Raw genomic sequence first — 17434 nt, 5'->3', positions numbered from 1 at the left:
AAGGCATCCGCATCATTCCGTTCGAAGTGCGCAACGGCCCCGCCATTGCGGTCGAAGGACTTCGCGAAGACGCCATCGTCGACGACGTCCTGCACCTCATGATCAACGCCTTTGGCAAGGGCGACCAGAAGAGCTTCCTCATCACCGGCAGCGAAACGCCCCGGAGCATACTGGATCTATGTCCTGCTGATTTTCTTCGTGGCCCGGACGCTCTGCTATGAGATCACCGCTTCCACCGTCAACCTCACCCGGGCCTAGTTCCCCAGCCACTCCTTAAAACCATTTACCCTCTCCCTGCTCACCACAGTGTCGATAGCTGTCGAAGGAGCCAACTCCACCTTTAGCCGGCCACCCAGCCACGTATGCACTTTCCTGATACTTTCGATATTGACGAGCAACTGCCGGTTCATCCGGAAGAACTGGCGCGGCTCAAGACAACTTTCCAGCTGAGCCAGCGTCTGGTCCAAAAGATAGCTGTTACCGCTATGATCCGTTGCGAAACACAGCTTTCCGTCCGCATGACAGTAGGCGATGTCCGAAGTCTTTATGGATTGTAGCTGCTGTCCCCGGCGGATCAGCAGCCGCTGTTTGTATTTCGCGGGATTCATCTCCTGCACCAGTCTCCCGATCTTCCCGGCCTGGCCGTTGCCGCTCCGGGCATACAGCTGTTTATATTTCTGCACCGCCTGCCCCAGCTCTTTTTCGTCGATGGGCTTGAGCAAATAGTCGATGCTGTTGACCTTAAATGCTTTCAGGACAAAATTATCGAATGCCGTCGTGAATATGACGGGTGTAGTCAGCTGCACCTGCTCGAAGATGGAGAAGCTGAGACCGTCGGCCAGCTGGATATCCATAAAGATCAGGTCCGGCCGCTCCGACGTCTCCAGATATTTCACCGAGGACTCGACGCTGTCCAGCTTGCGGACGACCTCGATACCCGGGTCCACCCCCTGCAGCATCCGCGCCAGCCTCATGGCCGCCGGAGTCTCGTCTTCTATAATTACTACTCGCATACTCGTCACCGTAAAGTCATCACATCGATGGTCCAGCACCTGCAAAGTCCTCACATCAACGGTATAGCCACCGTAAAACTCCCCGGGCCCTCCAGCACCTCCACCAATCTGTCCCCGAGAAGCCTGTACCGGTTCCGGATATTTTCCAATCCAATCCCGGTCGATTCCATCGACTGATTTTTCTTCTGCAGGGTATTTCTTACGATCAGCCTTCCCTCCTCCGTACTGATATCGATATGCAGGGGCTTCGCCGAAGAGACGATATTATGTTTGATGGCGTTCTCCATCAGTATCTGCAGGGAAAGAGGAACGATTCGCTGCTGCATCTTCTCTTCGGCGACCCGAATGGAAATATCGAGGTTCTCTCCAAACCTCGTCTTCATCAGAAAGGCATAGGATTCCAGCACTTCCAGTTCTTCCTTCAGCAGGATGCTCTGCTCGTCCTTTACTTCGAGAATATGGCGGTACACCTTCGACAGCTGCTGAACAAAGTCCACGGCCTGTGTGGGGTTGTCCGGGATGACAGCGCTCAGCGTATTCAGGTTGTTGAACAAAAAATGCGGGTTCACCTGTATGCGCAGAGCATTCAGCTGAGCCTGCAGCGTATCCCGCTTGAGCTGTTCTTTTTCGATAACAGACTTTCTCAGTTCGTTGATAAAGTAATTGCTTTCGTAAATGGCCACCACCAGCAGCGTACACAATATGGCCGCGGCATTCGATCCGATCAGGATATCCGTCGTCGAATGATGGTGCGGGCGTTGTCCGAACAGCGGGTCGCAGATCCCGTCCGTCAGCGTTCCTATTCCGTTGTTCACCAGCAACGAATACAACAGGATCAGCGAATTCTGGACCCACAGCCGGTGTCTGACGTCCCTAAATCTGGGGTAGCGGTTGCGCGACCACACCATGATATACCTGCAGCCGATCCAGATGGTCGCGGTGATCAGCAGACAGGGCCAGAAGGTCTGCCACGGAAGATAGGGTGGTTCCCAGATATGCCAGTTGAAGAACACCACGGGGACCATGACAGAGAACCCCAGGATGCCCAGCACAACGACCAGGCGGTCGTCAAAACCTATTTTATCCGTCGACCAGCGCATGGGTTAAAAGTACGACAAGTCCCCAGGATTTGAAAACCCTCCGGCTACGGTTCACACCGATATTTCGGCAGCTCACTCCTTTTCGATTGCCGCCCCCTGGCCGTCCATGTATGTTTGGCCCCAAAATCTGCTGTTATGAACATCTTCGCCGCGCTTATTCTATCCTCCGCGCTTTGGGCAGCCCAAACCCAAACCCAAGTCGCGGCCCAATCCCAAACCCACGTCGCAGCCCAAACCCAACCCCCTGATCCCCCCAAACACTTCCACCCCGGCCGGGAACTCCGGCCGGCATGGTCAACGACACCGAAGGACGCCTCAACGACTATTTCCTCTACGATCCCGCGGCACACACGCTCAAGCCCGTCAAATGAAACAGCTAATCACAACGATCATCCTTTGCACAGTGGCCGCCACCGCCTCAGCGCAAAAGACACAAGCCATCCACGGCATCATTACCGACCGCATTTCTGAAAAACCACTCGCCGGCGTTACCATCACCGTCGCCGGCCTCGATATCGGCGCCGTCTCGGATTCTCTCGGACGCTATGTCCTGCCGGCGGTGCCGCTCGGCCGCCAGCAGTTGAACTATGGCAGTACCGGCTACTACCCGGCTTCCGTAGCTTCCGTCCTCGTAACAGCGGGGAAGGAGGTCATCCTCGACGTCTCCCTCGAACAGCGCCTCGTGACCCTGAAGACCCTGACCGTCACAGCGGCAAAAGCAAAAAGGGGCGCAGCAACCAACGAATTCACCGCCGGCAGCTCCCGGTCGTTCAGCGTGGAAGACGTCACGCGCTATGCCGGCGGCCGCAACGACCCGAGCAAACTCGTCAGCAATTTTGCAGGTGTCGCAGCCAACAGCGACGCCCGCAACGATATCGTCGTGAGGGGTAACTCTCCCGCGGGTGTTCTATGGAAGATAGATGGCAGCCCTTCGCCAAGTCCCAACCATTTTGCGACACTCGGGACCAGCGGGGGGCCGGTCAGCGCGCTCAACACCAATGTTCTCAAAACCTCCGATTTCCTCACCGGGGCCTTCCCCGCGGAATTCGGCAATGCCACGGCGGCCGTATTCGATATCTCGCTGCGCAGCGGCAACAGCAGCAGACACGAGCAGACGCTGCAGCTGAATGCATTCAGTGGATTTGAGGCAACGGTCGAAGGGCCACTTAACAATAAGAACAACGGCGCCGCCTACCTCGCCAGCTACCGCTATTCTTTTGCGCAGGTCGCGCAATCCCTCGGCATCAACATCGGCACAAAAGCTGTACCGAAATATCAGGACTGGGCCTTCAACATCACATCCGGCGCGTCGCGCGCGGGCAAGTTCTCTTTCTTTGGAATGGGGGAACCAGCACCATCGACTTCATCGGCAAGGACGTAGACTCCACGGATTTCTATGCGCAGTCCGACCAGGACGCCTACGACAAGAGTAATTTTTATTTCCTCGGCGTGAAACACAACCTCGACATCGGCACCCGCACCTATCTGCGGACCGTCGTCTCCTTTGCCAATACGCTCGACAAATACGACCAGTACCGGTATCCCGATCCCGTGCCGCCCTACGCCAATCGCTGGATGAATTTTACCAATAACAACAAGACCAACACCTGGCGCTTCTCGTCTTATATCAACCAAAAGGTCAACAGCCGTCTTTCGTACAGGATCGGTTTCACCGGAGAGAGCATGGGGCTGGACCTCCTGATCCTCGACAAGACGGCGCGTCCTGCTTCCGCCCCCTTCGATACCGTGAGCGACTACAAGGGCTCGCCGTTCCTGTGGCAGTACTTCGGACAGTTTAAATACCGCGCCAGCGAACGGTTCAGCATCGTCGGCGGACTGCACGGCACTTATTTCAATCTCAACGGCAGCAACGCCGTCGAACCCCGTATCTCTTTTTCCTATCAGCTGCCTGCGGCGCAGACCGTCTATCTCAGCTATGGCCTGCACAGTCAGCTGCAGCCGCTGCCGGTATATTTCAAGACTGTCGACGAAGAGACAGGGCAGCGCGACCCGTCCAACCGGAACCTCGGCCTGACCCGCGCACACCAGCTTCGTCCTCGGCTATGAGTGGCGCTTCCAGCCCGAGTGGCGCCTGAAAGCCGAGTTCTATTTCCAGTATCTCTTCGACGTGCCCGTCGAGCGGCAGCCGAGCGGCTTCTCCATGCTCAATGCGGGTGCCGATTTCGGGTTTCCCGACAAGGTCGGCCTGGTCGACAAAGGATCCGGCGCCAATAAGGGAATGGAATGGACGGTCGAGCGGTTTCTCAACAGGGGATACTATCTGCTGCTGACGGCTTCGGTATTCGACTCCAAATATAAAGGCAGCGATGGCGTACAACGGAATACCGCATTCAACTATAAATACGTTTTAAATGCGCTTGCCGGTAAGGAATGGAGGGTCTCGGAGAACAACGCCTTCACACTGGACCTCCGGGTGTCAACTATTGGTGGACGCTATACCACGCCTATCAACGTGGCGGCCTCTCTCAGTGCGGGTTATGAGATCCTCGATACCCTGCACTACAATTCACAACAGCTGGATTCTTATTTACGGCTGGATACCAAATTCGGCTTTCGAATGAACAGCCCCAGACACAGGATGAGCGAGACATTTTATCTCGACCTTCAAAACGTAACGAACCGGAAAAATATCTTTCTGATGCAGTACAATCAGGCGAAAGGGATCGCGGCGCCTATCTACCAGATCCGCTTCTTCCCGATATTCTCTACCGGATCCAATTCTGATCCGCGGCCCTCAGTCCAGATATTGAGGATACACCGCTTTGTACCCCGCCATCCGCGCAAACGGCGTAAGCACGGAGAAGAACACCCGCTGAATCAAAAGAGGAGGAGATACCAGTCTCGTCTCCCGGTTATATTTACCCGAGGTCAGCGCTATTTGCAGCAGGCCGGGCATGCCCTGCCTGTTGCATTTTCCGTCTGTGGCCAGCCCCATGAAAGTCTCCAGCAGCTCTTCCGTATTCATGGCGGGGCGGACCTGCCAGTTGACGACGGCTTTATGTTTGGAGGCATTCCACATGGAGTGCACCTGACCGCGCGGTATCTGAAGCGTGTCGCCGGCCTGCAGCGTGTGCGTTTCTTCGCCGTCCAGCCGGACCCGGAGCTCGCCGGAAATAACGGTAAAATTTTCGTCCTGATAAGGGTGATAGTGAGAAGGTGGTTCTTTGGACGTCGCGTTATAAGTCGCTTCCATTTCCAGTACCTGTCCGTTGGTGTCTTTGCTCGTCTGAATGAACCGGATCTGCTGACCGGTGATAGGATTCCTGATCGTCTTGTTTTTGTAGGCCATAGCCAATCGTTTTTAGTGAGAGTGAAACCTGCGGCGCAGCAAAGTTACTGCTTTTTGCCGACAGGCATCTCGTCCGATCCGCCCGGAGTAAGGGTTTTTTCGATATCCGATCCACCCCGCGAAACGGTTTTTTCGATATACGCGTTGGGCGAAAGACCGGTGAACTTTTTAAATCCCCGGATAAAATGAGACTGGTCCGCATATCCATTGTCGTAGGCAATATCCGATAACTTGAAGAATTTTCTGCTCGTCAGCTGGGCCAGAGCGGCCTGGAACTGGGATATCTTCGAAAATAGCCTGGGCGATATGCCGACATATTGTACGAATTTTCGCTGAAGACTGCGTTCGCTCAGGTTCAGCGTCTGCTGTAACTTTTTCAGCGACAATCCACGGCCGGCCTGCCAGATATGCGTGGCCGCGTATGCCATACCGGCGTCGACAGTCGACCCATTGCGGGTAACCACCTGTTCTATATAGTCGAACAAAACGCGCACCTGTTCTTCCACCCCCACCTCATTCCGCAACCGTTCCGTGATGTCAATCCCCGGCGCCGCCGACAGCAGACTCAGGTCGAGACAGTCGTCCGTAATTTCCTTTGCACTCAGCCGGAATATCGGGTGTACTGCATGCGGGTGCAGACAGACCACGACCATCTTCAGGCTGCCCATCGTCGCCATGCGGATAGGCTCCACCGTCTGGCCATACAAAAATACAGGCGAGAGCTGTTTGTCTCCATTGAGGATGAGCCCGCTATCCCTGCGACCGCTTCCCCTCCACTCTCCGTCTGCTGAAAAATAATCCCCGGGCATCCATCCGCGTAGAACGAAAGTTGACTCGAATCCAGTATCAGGACCTCGCGCACAAAAGGCCTGAGCCTATCGGGAATCGATATATTATGCTGCACAGACATTTCAATGTTTCTTCCCCGGGAACGGCCACCGGATCACCGGATCCTCTCCGCGCCCCTGATCACCGGCTCTTTCTCCTTATCCGGCTCAGCGACTGCGGCGTGATTCCGAGATAGGACGCAATATCCTTCATTGGAACCCGCAGCGCGATATCCGGCTGGCGTTCAACAAAGATCCTATACTGCGTCTCGGCGTCAACCCCCAGATACGCGTTCCGCGTCTCCACCTTCTCCAGCAGCTGGCGCTGGAATACGTTGTCTATTACATCCTTCATCCAGGGCAGGGCCCCAAACAACTCCTCCAGCCGCTTCTTTGAAATAACGAGCAATTCAGCGTCACACGCCGCCTGTATACCCGCGTCCGCCGCCACCCCTTCGTCAAAACTCTTTAATATAGTACATATCTGGTTCTCCCTGTAGAAATAATGTGTCCTGTCCGTACCCTTCTCACTGGTGGATACGATACGAAGGATGCCGCTGCAGATATAATACAGATGCGAACAGACCTTTCCCTCCTTCAACACGAATCGGCCTTCTTCCACCTTCTCGGTCGTAAAGTACGAGAGGATGGTGTCCCTGTCCCCCGCCGGAATGGGCCGGAATTGCTGCAGATAGTCCGTAACCGTATTGTTCATTACAGTAAAGATATCAAAACCCTCAATTCGGAAGCCGATATCTACCGTTGGTACAGTCTCCCTATCCAACCCCCGATAAATTATATAGTTTTACACGCAACCTGAAAAATACTCAAAAATGAACCAGTCTGTCCGGCTCCTCTGCGGAGCGGCCCTCGTCGCCCTGCCATTCGCGGCCTGCAAAAAAGATCACTACAATCCTCCGCCTCCGAGGACCATACAATACCAGTTGTATACCGACCAGGATTTTTCCACCGATCAGCATACCATTACCTTCCGCCTTACGATACACGGGAGAAACAACGTCGTGTTCGACTCCGCTCTGGCCCCGATGCTCATCAGGGACGTCCCCAACAAGGCCCACCAGCTCGTCTTTCAAAAGCTCGTCCCGCCGGGCTTCGACAAGGACACCCTCGTCGTCGGATTCGTCTATGATATAAAAGACGTCGGAGAGTCCTCGGTTCCTCGGACACCTGCGCCCCCGGCCAGCGCCTGAAGATCGTCAACTACGATTTCCGCTGAGCCACGGAACCAGCAGGCACTCCGGGCCCCCCTCACTCCGATCTCAAACTTCGGATCGGATTAGCCCTCGCCGCCGCCATCGACTGCCAAAAACAGTCGCCAGCGCAATCACCCCCGCCAATACCCCGGCGGCCACAAACGTCCACCACGGGATATCCGTCCTATACGCATATCCCCTTAGCCAGGAACTCATCGCCCACCATCCAAGCGGTGCCGCAATCACAAACGCGATCACCACAAGCCCTAAAAAACTTCGCGAGAGCAGCGCAAACAGCGATGGAACACTCGCCCCCAGCACCTTCCGGATCCCGATCTCCCTCGTACGTTGCTCGGCAGTAAACATCGACAAACCCAGCAGCCCCAAACAGGAAATAAATATCGCGAGGCCCGCAAAGATCACCGAGAGCTTGCCGATGACAGCTTCACCGGTATATAATTTCGCATATTCCTGATCGGAAAATAAATAGGTAAAGGGAAAGGCCGGATTCAATTTCTTGCAAAGCCCTTCCAGACCCGCCAGCACATTAGACGTCCTGCCAGGCAAGATCCGTATCACCGCCATAGAGAAATTCTTTTTCTGCTGAGACAACACAAGCGGCAGGATAGTCTCGTGCAGCGACTGAAAATGAAAATCCTTTACCACCCCGACGATATGCAGCGGATAATCCCCGTTGAAGATCGTCTTTCCGATAGGATCGCCCTTAAATCCAATCAGCGCGGCCGCTGTCTCGTTGATGATAACGGCCGAAGAGTCGGTAGGAAATTCCTCAGAAAAGTCCCGCCCGGAAGCCATCTGCAATCGCATTGTCTTCATGAAATCCGGCCCGATCCCGGCGTGTATGAATCGGGTACTCTCGTTCGGGTCCTTCCCCGGCCAGCGGATAGACAGCGTGCCGCTGTTCATCGTCGTCGGATTCTCGGACATGAGGCTGAGGCGCTGTACACCCGCCATCCCCCGAACCCGCGCCATAAACACATCCTGCTTCGACCGCAGATCCCCGTCCATCGGCACGTAGACTAAATTTTCCCGGTCATACCCCAGCCTCGCAGTTTGCAGATAATTGATCTGCCGGGAGATCAGCAGGGTAGAGAGGATCAATACGATCGACAGCACGAACTGAAACACCACCAACCCCTTCCGGAAGCGGGCATCCCCCCGGCTGCCCGACGGAAGAGCCGCCTTCAGCACGCGAATCGGACTAAAGGCCGATAAATAAAAGGCGGGATAACTGCCCGATACAAACCCCGTCACCAGAACAAGAGCCGCAATCTCCATCCAGAACAAGGGAACAGCCACCGGAAGGACCAGATGCTTGCCCGTTATCTGATTAAACCACGGCAACAGCAGGACCACAACGAACAGCGCGAGTAGCACGGACAACAAGGTCATAAGCACCGCCTCTCCGATAAATTGCCGGATCAACCGGCTTCGCAGCGCGCCCATTACCTTTCGGACGCCGATTTCCTTTGCCCTGCGAACAGACCTCGCTGTAGTCAGGTTCATAAAATTGATACAGGCGATCAGCAGGATGAACAGCGCCACAATGCTGAAGAGCTTCATATATTCGATTCTCCCCGCGGTCGGCACGCCGTTCCTGAACTCCGAATGAAGATAATAGTCGCTAAAACGCTGAAGCGCCAGTTCGATCCGGATATTCTTTTGCTCCGTCTCGAACCGGTCGAGCAGATGCATTATCTTTTTTCCACCGCCGCCGCGTCGGCCCCCGGGCGTAATAGAATTACCGTGCGCGGGTCAACCGCCTGCCACTGTTTGGTCCATTCGTTGCCGTCCTCCGCGTACGCCAGCCAGCTCATGATATAACTGGCCTTGTCGGATACCCGGTCACCCATGTCTTCCGAATACCGCGGAGACCCTGAAATCCTTGCGGTTCTCATAGCGAATTGTCTTACCAATCGCGGCCGCGGGACTGCCGAAGAACTGGTCGGCCATCGTCCTCGAGATAGCCAGACTGTTGGGGGTATTCAGCGCCTGTTTCGCAGACCCTTCCAGCAGCGGGTGGCTGAACATCGTAAAAAATCGGCGCCCGCGCTATATCCGCTCTCTTTGAGAGCCTTCTCACCGACCGAAAACGTATTGGTCGAAGTCCAGGAGACCGCCGCAGCCTGCTCGACCTCCGGAAACTCTTTTTTCAGTTCTTCCCACAACGGTCCCTGCGTCCAGTACCAGGGCTGCAGCTTACCCCCCATATAGTTGCGCTCATAGACATAGTAGAGCCGGTCGGAATTCCGGTGAAAGGCGTCGACGCCTTTTTCGTCCCGGACCCACAGTAGTATCAGCAGGGTACAGGCGATACCCAACGCCAGTCCTATGAGGTTGATCGCGGAAAAACGCTTGTGCTTCCACAGATTCCGCAGGGCGATGAAGACATAATTCTTTAGCATGCCTTCGGTACAATAAAAACGGTGCCGGGTTTATACCCGGCTAAGAACCAGCAAAATAGCACCTTATTTAGCAGGAAATTGTCCGCTTTTGATACGAACGGTGTTCATTTCCGTCCTCAAATCCGTATTTTGCTTTCTATGCAACGACTATCTGCGGCCCTCCTCACTCTGGCCTTATTGATCTCGAAAGCGCACGCTGCGCCCGACCCGTCGATACATTTGATTCCACAACCCGTTTCCGTCAAACAACAGACCGGCTCTTTTACCCTGGACAAGTCCGTCGTGTTGTCCGTAGAGACACCGGCTTTCGACCATCCCGCGGGCTGGTTTACCGGTCAGTTGGAAAAAAGCACAGGCATCCGGATGCGGCGGGGCAAGAGCGGGAAAGTTCTTCAGATAGCTACGATGGCCGACAGGAATGTCCTTGGAAAAGAAGGCTATACCCTTACCGTCACCCCGTCCCGTATCGTCCTGCGGGCCAACGACGCAGCCGGCGTGTTTTATGGACTGCAGACTTTGCTGCAGCTGCAGACCGGGGGCACCTCCCCTGCGTTGAGGTCATGGACTACCCCCGCTTTGCCTGGAGGGGACTGATGCTGGACGTGAGCCGTCATTTCTTTACAAAAGACGAAGTGTTGCGCTATATCGACGAAATGGTCCGGTATAAATACAATACCCTTCATCTCCACCTTAGCGACGACCAGGGTTGGCGGATCGAGATCAAGAGCCTGCCGCAGCTGACCCAGCACGGCGCCTGGCGCGTATCGCGTACCGGACGCTGGGGCGAGTTCCTGCCTTCTCTGGCGGGAGAACCCACTCCCTATGGTGGATTTTACACCCAGGACGAAATGCGGGAGATCATCCGCTATGCACAGGACAGGAACGTGACCATTCTCCCCGAGATCGACGTGCCCGCCCACAGCCTTGCGCTGATCTCATCCTATAACAATCTGTCCTGCACGCAGCTGCCATATAGCGTCAATCCCGGATCGCGCGGTCCGGTGCGGGAAGACAACGCGCTTTGCATCGGGAATGACACCGTGTTTACCGTCCTCGACAAGATCTTTTCGGAGCTGGCAACCATCTTTCCCTGCGAATACATACACATCGGCGGCGACGAAGCCTACAAAGGCTTCTGGGCGACCTGTCCCAAATGCCAGCGCCGCATGGCGGACGAGCACCTGAAGAACGTCGACGAACTGCAGAGCTATTTTGTACGACGTATGGAGAAAATGCTCAACTCGAAAGGCAAGCGGCTGATAGGCTGGGACGAGATCCTCGAAGGCGGACTGGCCCCCGAGGCAACGGTGATGAGCTGGCGGGGAATGTCCGGCGGCATCACTGCAGCGCGGATGGGGCACAAGGTCGTCATGACCCCCTGGGATTATACTTATCTCGATCTCTATCAGGGAGAGAATACCGTCGAACCTCCGACCTACGGCATCTGCCGGCTGAGAGATTCTTATAACTACGACCCCGTCCCCGACAGCGTCGACGAAAAACTCATCCTTGGCGGACAGGGCAATCTGTGGACCGAATCGGTCCCCACCTTCCGCCAGGTCGAATACATGACCTGGCCCAGGGCGCTTGCACTCTCCGAGGTTTACTGGAGTCCTAAGGCAGCGCGCAACTGGGACGATTTTACCCGCCGCATGGAAGAGGAATTTCACTATTTCGACGCGGCCGGCATCAAATACGCGCGCAGCTCGTTCAACGTGATCTTCACGCCAAAGCGTACCCCGGACCGCGATTTCACCGTCGACATGACCACCGAGATCAAAGGGCTGGATATTTACTATACATTTGATAATACAAACCCGGATACGTTCAGCACCAGGTACGACGGTACTCCGGTGAGATTTCCGCTCGGCGCCGCGCAGCTAAATGTAATTACTTACAGAGATGGTCGTCCGATAGGACAGCAGGTGAACATCAGAAAGGACGAATTGTCGCGCCGCATCGATCAGGGCAGGCATATCTATTAACAACCATAAATCGATCTTATGCGTAAGCTAACCTACTTTCTGTTTGCCGGTCTTTTACTGACCGGAGTCTCCGCCATCGGCCAGCAGGCAAAAACACCTCCCACGCTGAAATCAATTCTGCTTCAACAGTTTCAGAACACATGGAACCAGCAGGACTGGTTCGTTCCGATCAGTAAGGCCGTCGAAGGCCTTACCGCGCAGCAGGCGATGTGGAAGCCTTCCGATTCTTCCCATTCTATCGGACAGCTTACCTATCATCTGCTGTTTTGGAACCGGCAGTCGCTCGACAAGTTCAACGGCAAAAAACCCGCGGCATTCGACGGCGATAACAACGAGACCTTCACCGCATTCACCGAGGCCACCTGGGCGTCTACCGTGGAGCAGCTCAACCAGGTCATGAAGGACTGGGAGTCGGCCATCAAAAATTCCGACGACGCCAAACTCCAGGCCTGGTACGACACCATCGCACATATCAGTACGCACAATGCCTATCACACCGGTCAGATCCTTTATATCCGCAAACTGGCCGGCAACTGGGATTCCAATAAGGGAGTAAAATAAGATTACCACTAATCCCAATTAATTTCCCCTCATCCGGGAATGCATCCGCACAGGTATAATTCATCCCTGAAGGAAACAAAATTCCTGTTTGATCAACCAATTAATAGGAACTTTGCGAGCATTTTTTTGCCGACAGTTTTGCGCCGTTTACCGCGTTTTTTGCTCCGTTTGCAGCATTGGTATAGACGGACTGAATTGATCAAATTAGTTTTGTCTTCAAATTTTACAAGTGATGAAAACACTATCTGCTTTAATCTTCTCTCTTATCCTAACAACTGCGGCAATTGCCCAACCTCCTGCAGGCCAGAAGCCCGCTGGTGGTCAGGCTCCCGCACAAGGTGCGCCGCAACAGGGTGCACAGGGCGCTGCCGGCGCTAAGGCTGGCGCTCCGCAGGCTGCTCCCACGATCGGCCGCGCTTTTGGAAAGGTCACAGACTCAACCGGCCAGCCGATGGCACAGGCCTCTGTTATATTATTAAAGGCAACCACGGACCCCGCTACCAAGAAAAGGAAACTGATCCTGATGAAGGGTACGGAGACAAAGGCGAACGGCGAATTCGACTTTGAAGACCTTCCGATCGTCACGCCGATGGTAGCGCGTATCTCTGCAACGGGCTATAAGACCCAGGACGTGAATGTCATGATCGTTCCACAGCAGGCAGCCGCAAAACCCGGCGACAAGAACAACAACAACCCGATGGGCAACCTGCCTTCCTTTGAAAAGGACCTTGGCGCCGTCAAGTTGGCCAGCGACATCAAGGAACTCGGTTCCGTCGTCGTAAAAGCCAGCGCGCCTGCGATGAAGCTCGAGCTGGATAAAAAAGTGTTCAACGTCGACAAGAACATCGTCAGCACTGGCGGTACGGCCGTAGACGTCATGCGCAACGTGCCCTCCGTCAACGTCGACATCGACGGAAACGTAAGCCTTCGCGGCGCAAGCCCGACCATCTTCGTGGACGGTCGCCCGACAACCCTGTCGCTTGATCAGATCCCTGCCGACGCTATCGAGAGCGTGGAAGTGATGACCAACCCATCCGCAAAATATGACGCCTCGGGCGGTGGATCGGGTATCCTGAATATCATTCTGAAGAAGAACAGGAAGCAGGGCTACAACGGCAATATCAACGCTGGGATCGACTCCCATGGTCAGCCCAATGTGCTCGCCGGGTTCAACCTCCGCAGCGGCAAGGTCAACTTCACCGCCAACGGGATGTACAACGCGATGAACAACCGGACCATCGGTAACACTGACCGGTCGACCTTTCTGTCCGACACGACCACACACCTGGTGCAGGACGACCTCCAGCGGAACAAAGGACATTTTATGTTCGGGCAAATTGGGCTGGACTGGTTTGTTACCAACAAGACAACATTTTCACTTTCGTACATTAAGGTACACGGTAATTTCAAGCCGACCGACGTTTCCGATATCCGGACAGACAGTGTCGGGCAGAACTATAACGCGACGAACTACTCCATACGCAACAGTCTTTCTGACAGGACCTTCGACGTCAACGGAGCACAATTCGGCATGAAGCACTCGTTCGCGAAGGACGGGCATCAAATTACTGCCGACGGTTCTTATTTCGGCGTTAAAGGCGACGCGAGTTCCCTGTATACGACGAATTATTTCAAGGACGCGGCGCACACCATTCCAGGCGGAACGGGTCTGCAAAAACGATCGGCAGTGCGAAGCCGGCCTTCTGGACCTTCCAGACGGACTATACCAATCCGCTGACGCCAAAGACCAAGCTCGAAGCCGGTCTCCGGGCCTCCATCCAAAAGCTGGACAACTACAACTCTACATTCCCGCTGGATTCCAAGGGGAACGAGATCCCCAGCCCGCTGGGTATCAGCGATTACAGCAGCACAAATGACGTGTATGCGGCCTATGTGAACCTGACCAGCGGTTTTGGCAATTTCAGTTATGCCCTGGGGCTCAGGGGTGAGAATTCACGGTATTCGGGTGATTTGCGCAACTTCAACGAGCACTTCCACAATTCCTATCCGACAAGCCTCTTCCCCTCGGTATTCCTGAGCGAAAAATTCAAGGGCAACCAGGAGCTGCAGGTTAGTGCGACACGCAAGATCAACCGCCCCGGGTTCTTCCAGCTGGTACCCTTTACGGACTACTCGGATACGCTGAATATTACCCGTGGTAACCCCAACCTCGTACCGGAGTTTACCAACTCTTTCGAGTTGTCGTATATGAAAACATTCCCTCACAGCAATACGCTGCTGGTGTCGGGTTACTACAAGTATACGTCCAATCTGATCACGCGTTACCAGGACAGCGCCATCGGCCCCGTCGGCAAGCCGATCCTGATCAATACGTATGAGAATGCTAATAACGCGTATACTGTTGGGGGTGAAATTACTTCTACCAATGTATTGACACGCTGGTGGGACATTTCACTGAACATCAACGTCTATAATTCTCACATCAACACTGAGAATCTGAAACAGCCTTCTCAGGACGCGCTGTGGAGCTGGTTTGGAAAATTCAACAGCAACTTCAAGCTGCCGGAAAATATCACCATTCAGCTGACAGCCATCTATCAGTCCAAGACGAATATTCCTGCCAACCAGCAGCCGCAGCAGTTCGGCCCTCCCGGACAAACCCTGCAGAGCGCTGCTCAGGGCTATATCAAGCCTTTCGGTGGCGTAGACATCGCCGTCAAGAAGAGCTTCCTGAAGAACAATGCCGCGTCCATCACCCTCAGCATGAGCGACGTGTTCCGCACCCGCTGGTCCAAGCAGTACAGCTCAAGCCAATACTTTGCGCAGGAGTATGACCGTCTCAAGGATCCCCAGTTGTTCAGGGCGGTATTCACCTATCGATTCGGAAAAATGGACCTCAACATTTTCAAGCGTAAGGACATGAACTCGCAGGGCATGGGCGACGCCGGTTCGAGCATGCAGTAGTTCTGGCCGCGCCACGACTCCTACAGCCACCGAATTTCCCCTGCCTTTCGTCAATTATTCCGATACTTTCACATAGCAGATCCCGGGCTTGCCCGGGATTTTGCGTATATTTCATAGTGAACTTCTTTTTCCGATACAAGCTGCACCACCTGCTGTTCTGGGCGGTATATCACTACTGCTGGTGGGCTATCGCGCTGGGGAATCCTTTTAAAACGGCCTCCGTCATTTTTGACTCGCCGCTATTCTTCAAATATATCTTCTATGTGGTGGCGAGCACGGCTTGCGTCTGCTTGAACTTGTACGTCCTGATGCCCCGCTACCTCGACAGGAACCGCATCGTACCCTATATTGTCTGGCTGACCGGGAGTATCGTGGTGACGGCGGCACTGATCATACCCGGCTATTACCTGACAGCCGCGGCGATGCGCAGCAGCGTTCAGCAAGTCTACCAGGTGGGGCCGCCGGTCGTCGTCCATCTTTTTTCGGAAACACGTTCCCCGCCACACTCGCGAGTACAACGCTGGGCATGAGCATCAAGCTGACCAACAACTGGATCCAGGCGAGGCGGAGGCAACAATTGCTGGAAAAAGAGCGCCTGGAATCCGAACTGAAATTCCTCAAATACCAGTTCAACCCCCATTTTCTCTTCAATACGATCAATTCCATTTTCTTTCTTATTCATAAAAATCCCGACAAAGCCTCCGCATCTCTGGCGAAGTTCTCCGAGCTGCTGCGCCACCAGCTGTACGAGTGCAACGATATGCAGATCCCGCTGGATAAAGAGATTGCCTACCTGGAGAATTTTATCCAGCTGCAGCGGCTGCGCCAGAACGAGAGTGTCGTCGTGCAATCGGACCTGCGGCTTTGCTCTTCGGGGAACCTTGGTATTGCCCCTTTTGTACTGATGACCTTCGTGGAGAACGCCTTTAAACACGTATCCAACGACACGGACCGGCCCAACTGGATCAATATTCGGCTGGAGGCCGAATTGCAGGAACTGCGGTTTTCGGTCAGCAATAGCTGCCCCGCGGACCGGCGTCCGGACATTGCCGGGGATCCCGGCAGTCGCGGGTCATCCAACTCCCTCGATCACGGGTCCCCCATCCCCGGCGGGATTGGTCTCGGAAATGTCCGCCGGCGTCTCGATCTTTTATATCCCGGCCAGTACCGGCTGGACATCGAGGATAACCATTCCAGCTTCGAGGTGCGGCTTCACCTGCGGCTGTCGGAGCAAACAATCAACAATAATTATGCTCAATTGTGTTATAGTTGACGACGAACCGCTGGCCCGGGAAGGGCTGGCCGACTATGTCAAAGAGATCGGTTTTTTACAGTTGGCGGGCGTTTGCATCAACCCCGTCGAGCTGGGGCTGCTGCTGGACACCCAAAAAATTGACCTGGTCTTTATGGATATCCAGATGCCGAAGATCAACGGCATCGACTTTTTGCGGATCCTGCAAAACCCACCGATGGTCATCATCACCACCGCCTTTTCAGAATATGCGCTGGACGGCTTTCAGCTGAACGTGCTGGACTATTTGCTGAAACCAATAACATTTGACCGTTTTTTCAAGGCGGTGTCCCGCGCCAGGGACTATCATCTCCTCACAGCGCGGCCGACAGCAGAGGCGACGGTCCCGGCCAATGGGCCGGCGGCGGGCGAGCAGGGCTCCCTCCAGCCAGCAACCCCTCAATCGGGCTCCCTCCAACGGGGCGAGGACTTCGTTTTCATCAAATGCAGCAATAAATTCGAGAAGATCCAATTCTCCGATATTCTATATATCGAGGCCCTGCAGAACTACGTTGCCATCCACACATCCAGGGGAAAATACCTTACCCTGCTATACCTGAAGAATATCGAGCAAAACCTCGACAACCGCGCCTTCATCCGTGTACACAAGTCGTATATCGTTCCCATCGCCCGGATCGACTCCATCGACGGCAACGAGATCCGCATCGGCGCCCATCGTATCCCCGTTAGCCGCAACTACCGCGAGCACGTGATCGACCGTGTCGTAAATAATAATCTGTGGAGTAAATAGCCGCCGTCTGGGGCAGGCGTCCACGCAGCCG

The 17434-nt window shown here is 54.7% G+C and carries 21 protein-coding genes; 12 read left to right on the top strand and 9 right to left on the bottom strand.

Going from position 1 to position 17434, the window contains the following annotated elements; genetic code table 11:
* Window positions 1-26: 26 nt before the first annotated feature.
* The gene (locus ACQ86N_RS38050) at window positions 27-221 is read left to right on the top strand and encodes a hypothetical protein (protein ID WP_431211580.1); all 195 of its coding nucleotides are present in this window, start codon (window positions 27-29) and stop codon (window positions 219-221) included.
* A gap of 33 nt (window positions 222-254) precedes the next feature.
* Here ACQ86N_RS38050 and ACQ86N_RS38045 read toward each other — a convergent pair whose 3' ends face one another.
* The gene (locus tag ACQ86N_RS38045) at window positions 255-1013 is read right to left on the bottom strand and encodes a LytR/AlgR family response regulator transcription factor (RefSeq protein WP_431211579.1); all 759 of its coding nucleotides are present in this window, start codon (window positions 1011-1013) and stop codon (window positions 255-257) included.
* Window positions 1014-1063: 50 nt separating this feature from the next.
* Window positions 1064-2113: a sensor histidine kinase gene (locus ACQ86N_RS38040; RefSeq protein WP_431211578.1), complete on the bottom strand. Its 1050-nt coding sequence runs from the start codon at window positions 2111-2113 to the stop codon at window positions 1064-1066.
* A gap of 367 nt (window positions 2114-2480) precedes the next feature.
* Here ACQ86N_RS38040 and ACQ86N_RS38035 point away from each other — a divergent pair, with 367 nt between their 5' ends.
* Both ACQ86N_RS38035 and ACQ86N_RS38030 read left to right on the top strand, forming a co-directional pair.
* Entirely contained in the window at window positions 2481-3494 is a 1014-nt protein-coding gene (locus ACQ86N_RS38035) for a carboxypeptidase regulatory-like domain-containing protein (protein ID WP_431211577.1), read from the top strand.
* Between the two features lie 68 nt (window positions 3495-3562).
* Window positions 3563-4180, top strand: a complete 618-nt coding sequence (locus ACQ86N_RS38030) for a hypothetical protein (protein ID WP_431211576.1) — start codon at window positions 3563-3565, stop codon at window positions 4178-4180.
* A gap of 688 nt (window positions 4181-4868) precedes the next feature.
* Here the strand turns inward: ACQ86N_RS38030 and ACQ86N_RS38025 are convergent.
* From ACQ86N_RS38025 to ACQ86N_RS38015, 3 genes are all read right to left on the bottom strand, one after another.
* Window positions 4869-5423: a cupin domain-containing protein gene (locus ACQ86N_RS38025; RefSeq protein ID WP_431211575.1), complete on the bottom strand. Its 555-nt coding sequence runs from the start codon at window positions 5421-5423 to the stop codon at window positions 4869-4871.
* 44 nt (window positions 5424-5467) lie between these two features.
* Complete coding sequence (locus ACQ86N_RS38020; protein WP_431211574.1) at window positions 5468-6232, bottom strand: helix-turn-helix domain-containing protein; 765 nt, start codon at window positions 6230-6232, stop codon at window positions 5468-5470.
* A gap of 160 nt (window positions 6233-6392) precedes the next feature.
* Window positions 6393-6965, bottom strand: coding sequence for a Crp/Fnr family transcriptional regulator (locus tag ACQ86N_RS38015; protein WP_431211573.1), 573 nt, complete (start codon window positions 6963-6965; stop codon window positions 6393-6395).
* Between the two features lie 118 nt (window positions 6966-7083).
* On the opposite strand from ACQ86N_RS38015, the gene ACQ86N_RS38010 reads away from it, so the two are divergent.
* Window positions 7084-7461: a hypothetical protein gene (locus ACQ86N_RS38010; RefSeq protein ID WP_431211572.1), complete on the top strand. Its 378-nt coding sequence runs from the start codon at window positions 7084-7086 to the stop codon at window positions 7459-7461.
* A 69-nt stretch (window positions 7462-7530) separates the two neighbouring features.
* Here ACQ86N_RS38010 and ACQ86N_RS38005 read toward each other — a convergent pair whose 3' ends face one another.
* Genes ACQ86N_RS38005 through ACQ86N_RS37990 form a run of 4 tightly spaced genes read right to left on the bottom strand, consistent with a single transcriptional unit; the run spans window position 7531 to window position 9890 of the window.
* Window positions 7531-9180, bottom strand: a complete 1650-nt coding sequence (locus ACQ86N_RS38005; RefSeq protein WP_431211571.1) for an FtsX-like permease family protein — start codon at window positions 9178-9180, stop codon at window positions 7531-7533.
* A complete protein-coding gene (locus ACQ86N_RS38000; RefSeq protein ID WP_431211570.1) occupies window positions 9180-9338 on the bottom strand; it encodes a hypothetical protein in 159 nt (52 codons plus the stop codon). Before ACQ86N_RS38000 ends, ACQ86N_RS38005 begins: the two co-directional genes overlap by 1 nt.
* Entirely contained in the window at window positions 9331-9516 is a 186-nt protein-coding gene (locus tag ACQ86N_RS37995) for an ABC transporter permease (RefSeq protein ID WP_431211569.1), read from the bottom strand. Before ACQ86N_RS37995 ends, ACQ86N_RS38000 begins: the two co-directional genes overlap by 8 nt.
* Complete coding sequence (locus tag ACQ86N_RS37990) at window positions 9471-9890, bottom strand: ABC transporter permease (RefSeq protein WP_431211568.1); 420 nt, start codon at window positions 9888-9890, stop codon at window positions 9471-9473. Before ACQ86N_RS37990 ends, ACQ86N_RS37995 begins: the two co-directional genes overlap by 46 nt.
* 138 nt (window positions 9891-10028) lie before the next feature.
* Between ACQ86N_RS37990 and ACQ86N_RS37985 the strand changes: the two genes are divergently transcribed.
* The 8 genes from ACQ86N_RS37985 to ACQ86N_RS37950 all read left to right on the top strand — a co-directional run bounded on the left by ACQ86N_RS37985 (window position 10029) and on the right by ACQ86N_RS37950 (window position 17403).
* The gene (locus ACQ86N_RS37985) at window positions 10029-10484 is read left to right on the top strand and encodes a glycoside hydrolase family 20 zincin-like fold domain-containing protein (RefSeq protein ID WP_431211567.1); all 456 of its coding nucleotides are present in this window, start codon (window positions 10029-10031) and stop codon (window positions 10482-10484) included.
* Window positions 10451-11875: a beta-N-acetylhexosaminidase gene (locus ACQ86N_RS37980; protein WP_431211566.1), complete on the top strand. Its 1425-nt coding sequence runs from the start codon at window positions 10451-10453 to the stop codon at window positions 11873-11875. Before ACQ86N_RS37985 ends, ACQ86N_RS37980 begins: the two co-directional genes overlap by 34 nt.
* Before the next feature lie 18 nt (window positions 11876-11893).
* A complete protein-coding gene (locus tag ACQ86N_RS37975) occupies window positions 11894-12436 on the top strand; it encodes a DinB family protein (protein WP_431211565.1) in 543 nt (180 codons plus the stop codon).
* Window positions 12437-12668: 232 nt separating this feature from the next.
* Entirely contained in the window at window positions 12669-14174 is a 1506-nt protein-coding gene (locus ACQ86N_RS37970) for a carboxypeptidase regulatory-like domain-containing protein (protein WP_431211564.1), read from the top strand.
* A complete protein-coding gene (locus ACQ86N_RS37965) occupies window positions 14117-15361 on the top strand; it encodes an outer membrane beta-barrel family protein (protein WP_431217762.1) in 1245 nt (414 codons plus the stop codon). Before ACQ86N_RS37970 ends, ACQ86N_RS37965 begins: the two co-directional genes overlap by 58 nt.
* Window positions 15362-15477: 116 nt before the next feature.
* A complete protein-coding gene (locus ACQ86N_RS37960) occupies window positions 15478-15891 on the top strand; it encodes a hypothetical protein (RefSeq protein WP_431211563.1) in 414 nt (137 codons plus the stop codon).
* Complete coding sequence (locus tag ACQ86N_RS37955; protein WP_431211562.1) at window positions 15888-16634, top strand: sensor histidine kinase; 747 nt, start codon at window positions 15888-15890, stop codon at window positions 16632-16634. Before ACQ86N_RS37960 ends, ACQ86N_RS37955 begins: the two co-directional genes overlap by 4 nt.
* Complete coding sequence (locus ACQ86N_RS37950) at window positions 16612-17403, top strand: LytR/AlgR family response regulator transcription factor (protein ID WP_431211561.1); 792 nt, start codon at window positions 16612-16614, stop codon at window positions 17401-17403. Before ACQ86N_RS37955 ends, ACQ86N_RS37950 begins: the two co-directional genes overlap by 23 nt.
* Window positions 17404-17434 lie beyond the last annotated feature (31 nt).

This window comes from Puia sp. P3 (assembly GCF_050632245.1).
In the GTDB taxonomy this organism is placed as follows: domain Bacteria; phylum Bacteroidota; class Bacteroidia; order Chitinophagales; family Chitinophagaceae; genus Puia.
Note: the sequence above shows the minus strand (reverse complement) of the source record. Positions and strands in the feature narration are given on the sequence as shown.

Excerpts from the sequence above, each read along its gene's own strand:
- ACQ86N_RS38045 (WP_431211579.1), bottom strand. The coding sequence starts at position 1,013 with ATGCGAGTAGTAATTATAGAAGACGAGACTCCGGCGGCCATGAGGCTG.
- ACQ86N_RS38040 (WP_431211578.1), bottom strand. The coding sequence starts at position 2,113 with ATGCGCTGGTCGACGGATAAAATAGGTTTTGACGACCGCCTGGTCGTT.
- ACQ86N_RS38035 (WP_431211577.1), top strand. The coding sequence starts at position 2,481 with ATGAAACAGCTAATCACAACGATCATCCTTTGCACAGTGGCCGCCACC.
- ACQ86N_RS38025 (WP_431211575.1), bottom strand. The coding sequence starts at position 5,423 with ATGGCCTACAAAAACAAGACGATCAGGAATCCTATCACCGGTCAGCAG.
- ACQ86N_RS38020 (WP_431211574.1), bottom strand. The coding sequence starts at position 6,232 with ATGCCCGGGGATTATTTTTCAGCAGACGGAGAGTGGAGGGGAAGCGGT.
- ACQ86N_RS38015 (WP_431211573.1), bottom strand. The coding sequence starts at position 6,965 with ATGAACAATACGGTTACGGACTATCTGCAGCAATTCCGGCCCATTCCG.
- ACQ86N_RS38010 (WP_431211572.1), top strand. The coding sequence starts at position 7,084 with ATGAACCAGTCTGTCCGGCTCCTCTGCGGAGCGGCCCTCGTCGCCCTG.
- ACQ86N_RS38005 (WP_431211571.1), bottom strand. The coding sequence starts at position 9,180 with ATGCATCTGCTCGACCGGTTCGAGACGGAGCAAAAGAATATCCGGATC.
- ACQ86N_RS38000 (WP_431211570.1), bottom strand. The coding sequence starts at position 9,338 with ATGGGTGACCGGGTATCCGACAAGGCCAGTTATATCATGAGCTGGCTG.
- ACQ86N_RS37995 (WP_431211569.1), bottom strand. The coding sequence starts at position 9,516 with ATGTTCAGCCACCCGCTGCTGGAAGGGTCTGCGAAACAGGCGCTGAAT.
- ACQ86N_RS37990 (WP_431211568.1), bottom strand. The coding sequence starts at position 9,890 with ATGCTAAAGAATTATGTCTTCATCGCCCTGCGGAATCTGTGGAAGCAC.
- ACQ86N_RS37985 (WP_431211567.1), top strand. The coding sequence starts at position 10,029 with ATGCAACGACTATCTGCGGCCCTCCTCACTCTGGCCTTATTGATCTCG.
- ACQ86N_RS37980 (WP_431211566.1), top strand. The coding sequence starts at position 10,451 with ATGGACTACCCCCGCTTTGCCTGGAGGGGACTGATGCTGGACGTGAGC.
- ACQ86N_RS37975 (WP_431211565.1), top strand. The coding sequence starts at position 11,894 with ATGCGTAAGCTAACCTACTTTCTGTTTGCCGGTCTTTTACTGACCGGA.
- ACQ86N_RS37970 (WP_431211564.1), top strand. The coding sequence starts at position 12,669 with ATGAAAACACTATCTGCTTTAATCTTCTCTCTTATCCTAACAACTGCG.
- ACQ86N_RS37955 (WP_431211562.1), top strand. The coding sequence starts at position 15,888 with ATGAGCATCAAGCTGACCAACAACTGGATCCAGGCGAGGCGGAGGCAA.
- ACQ86N_RS37950 (WP_431211561.1), top strand. The coding sequence starts at position 16,612 with ATGCTCAATTGTGTTATAGTTGACGACGAACCGCTGGCCCGGGAAGGG.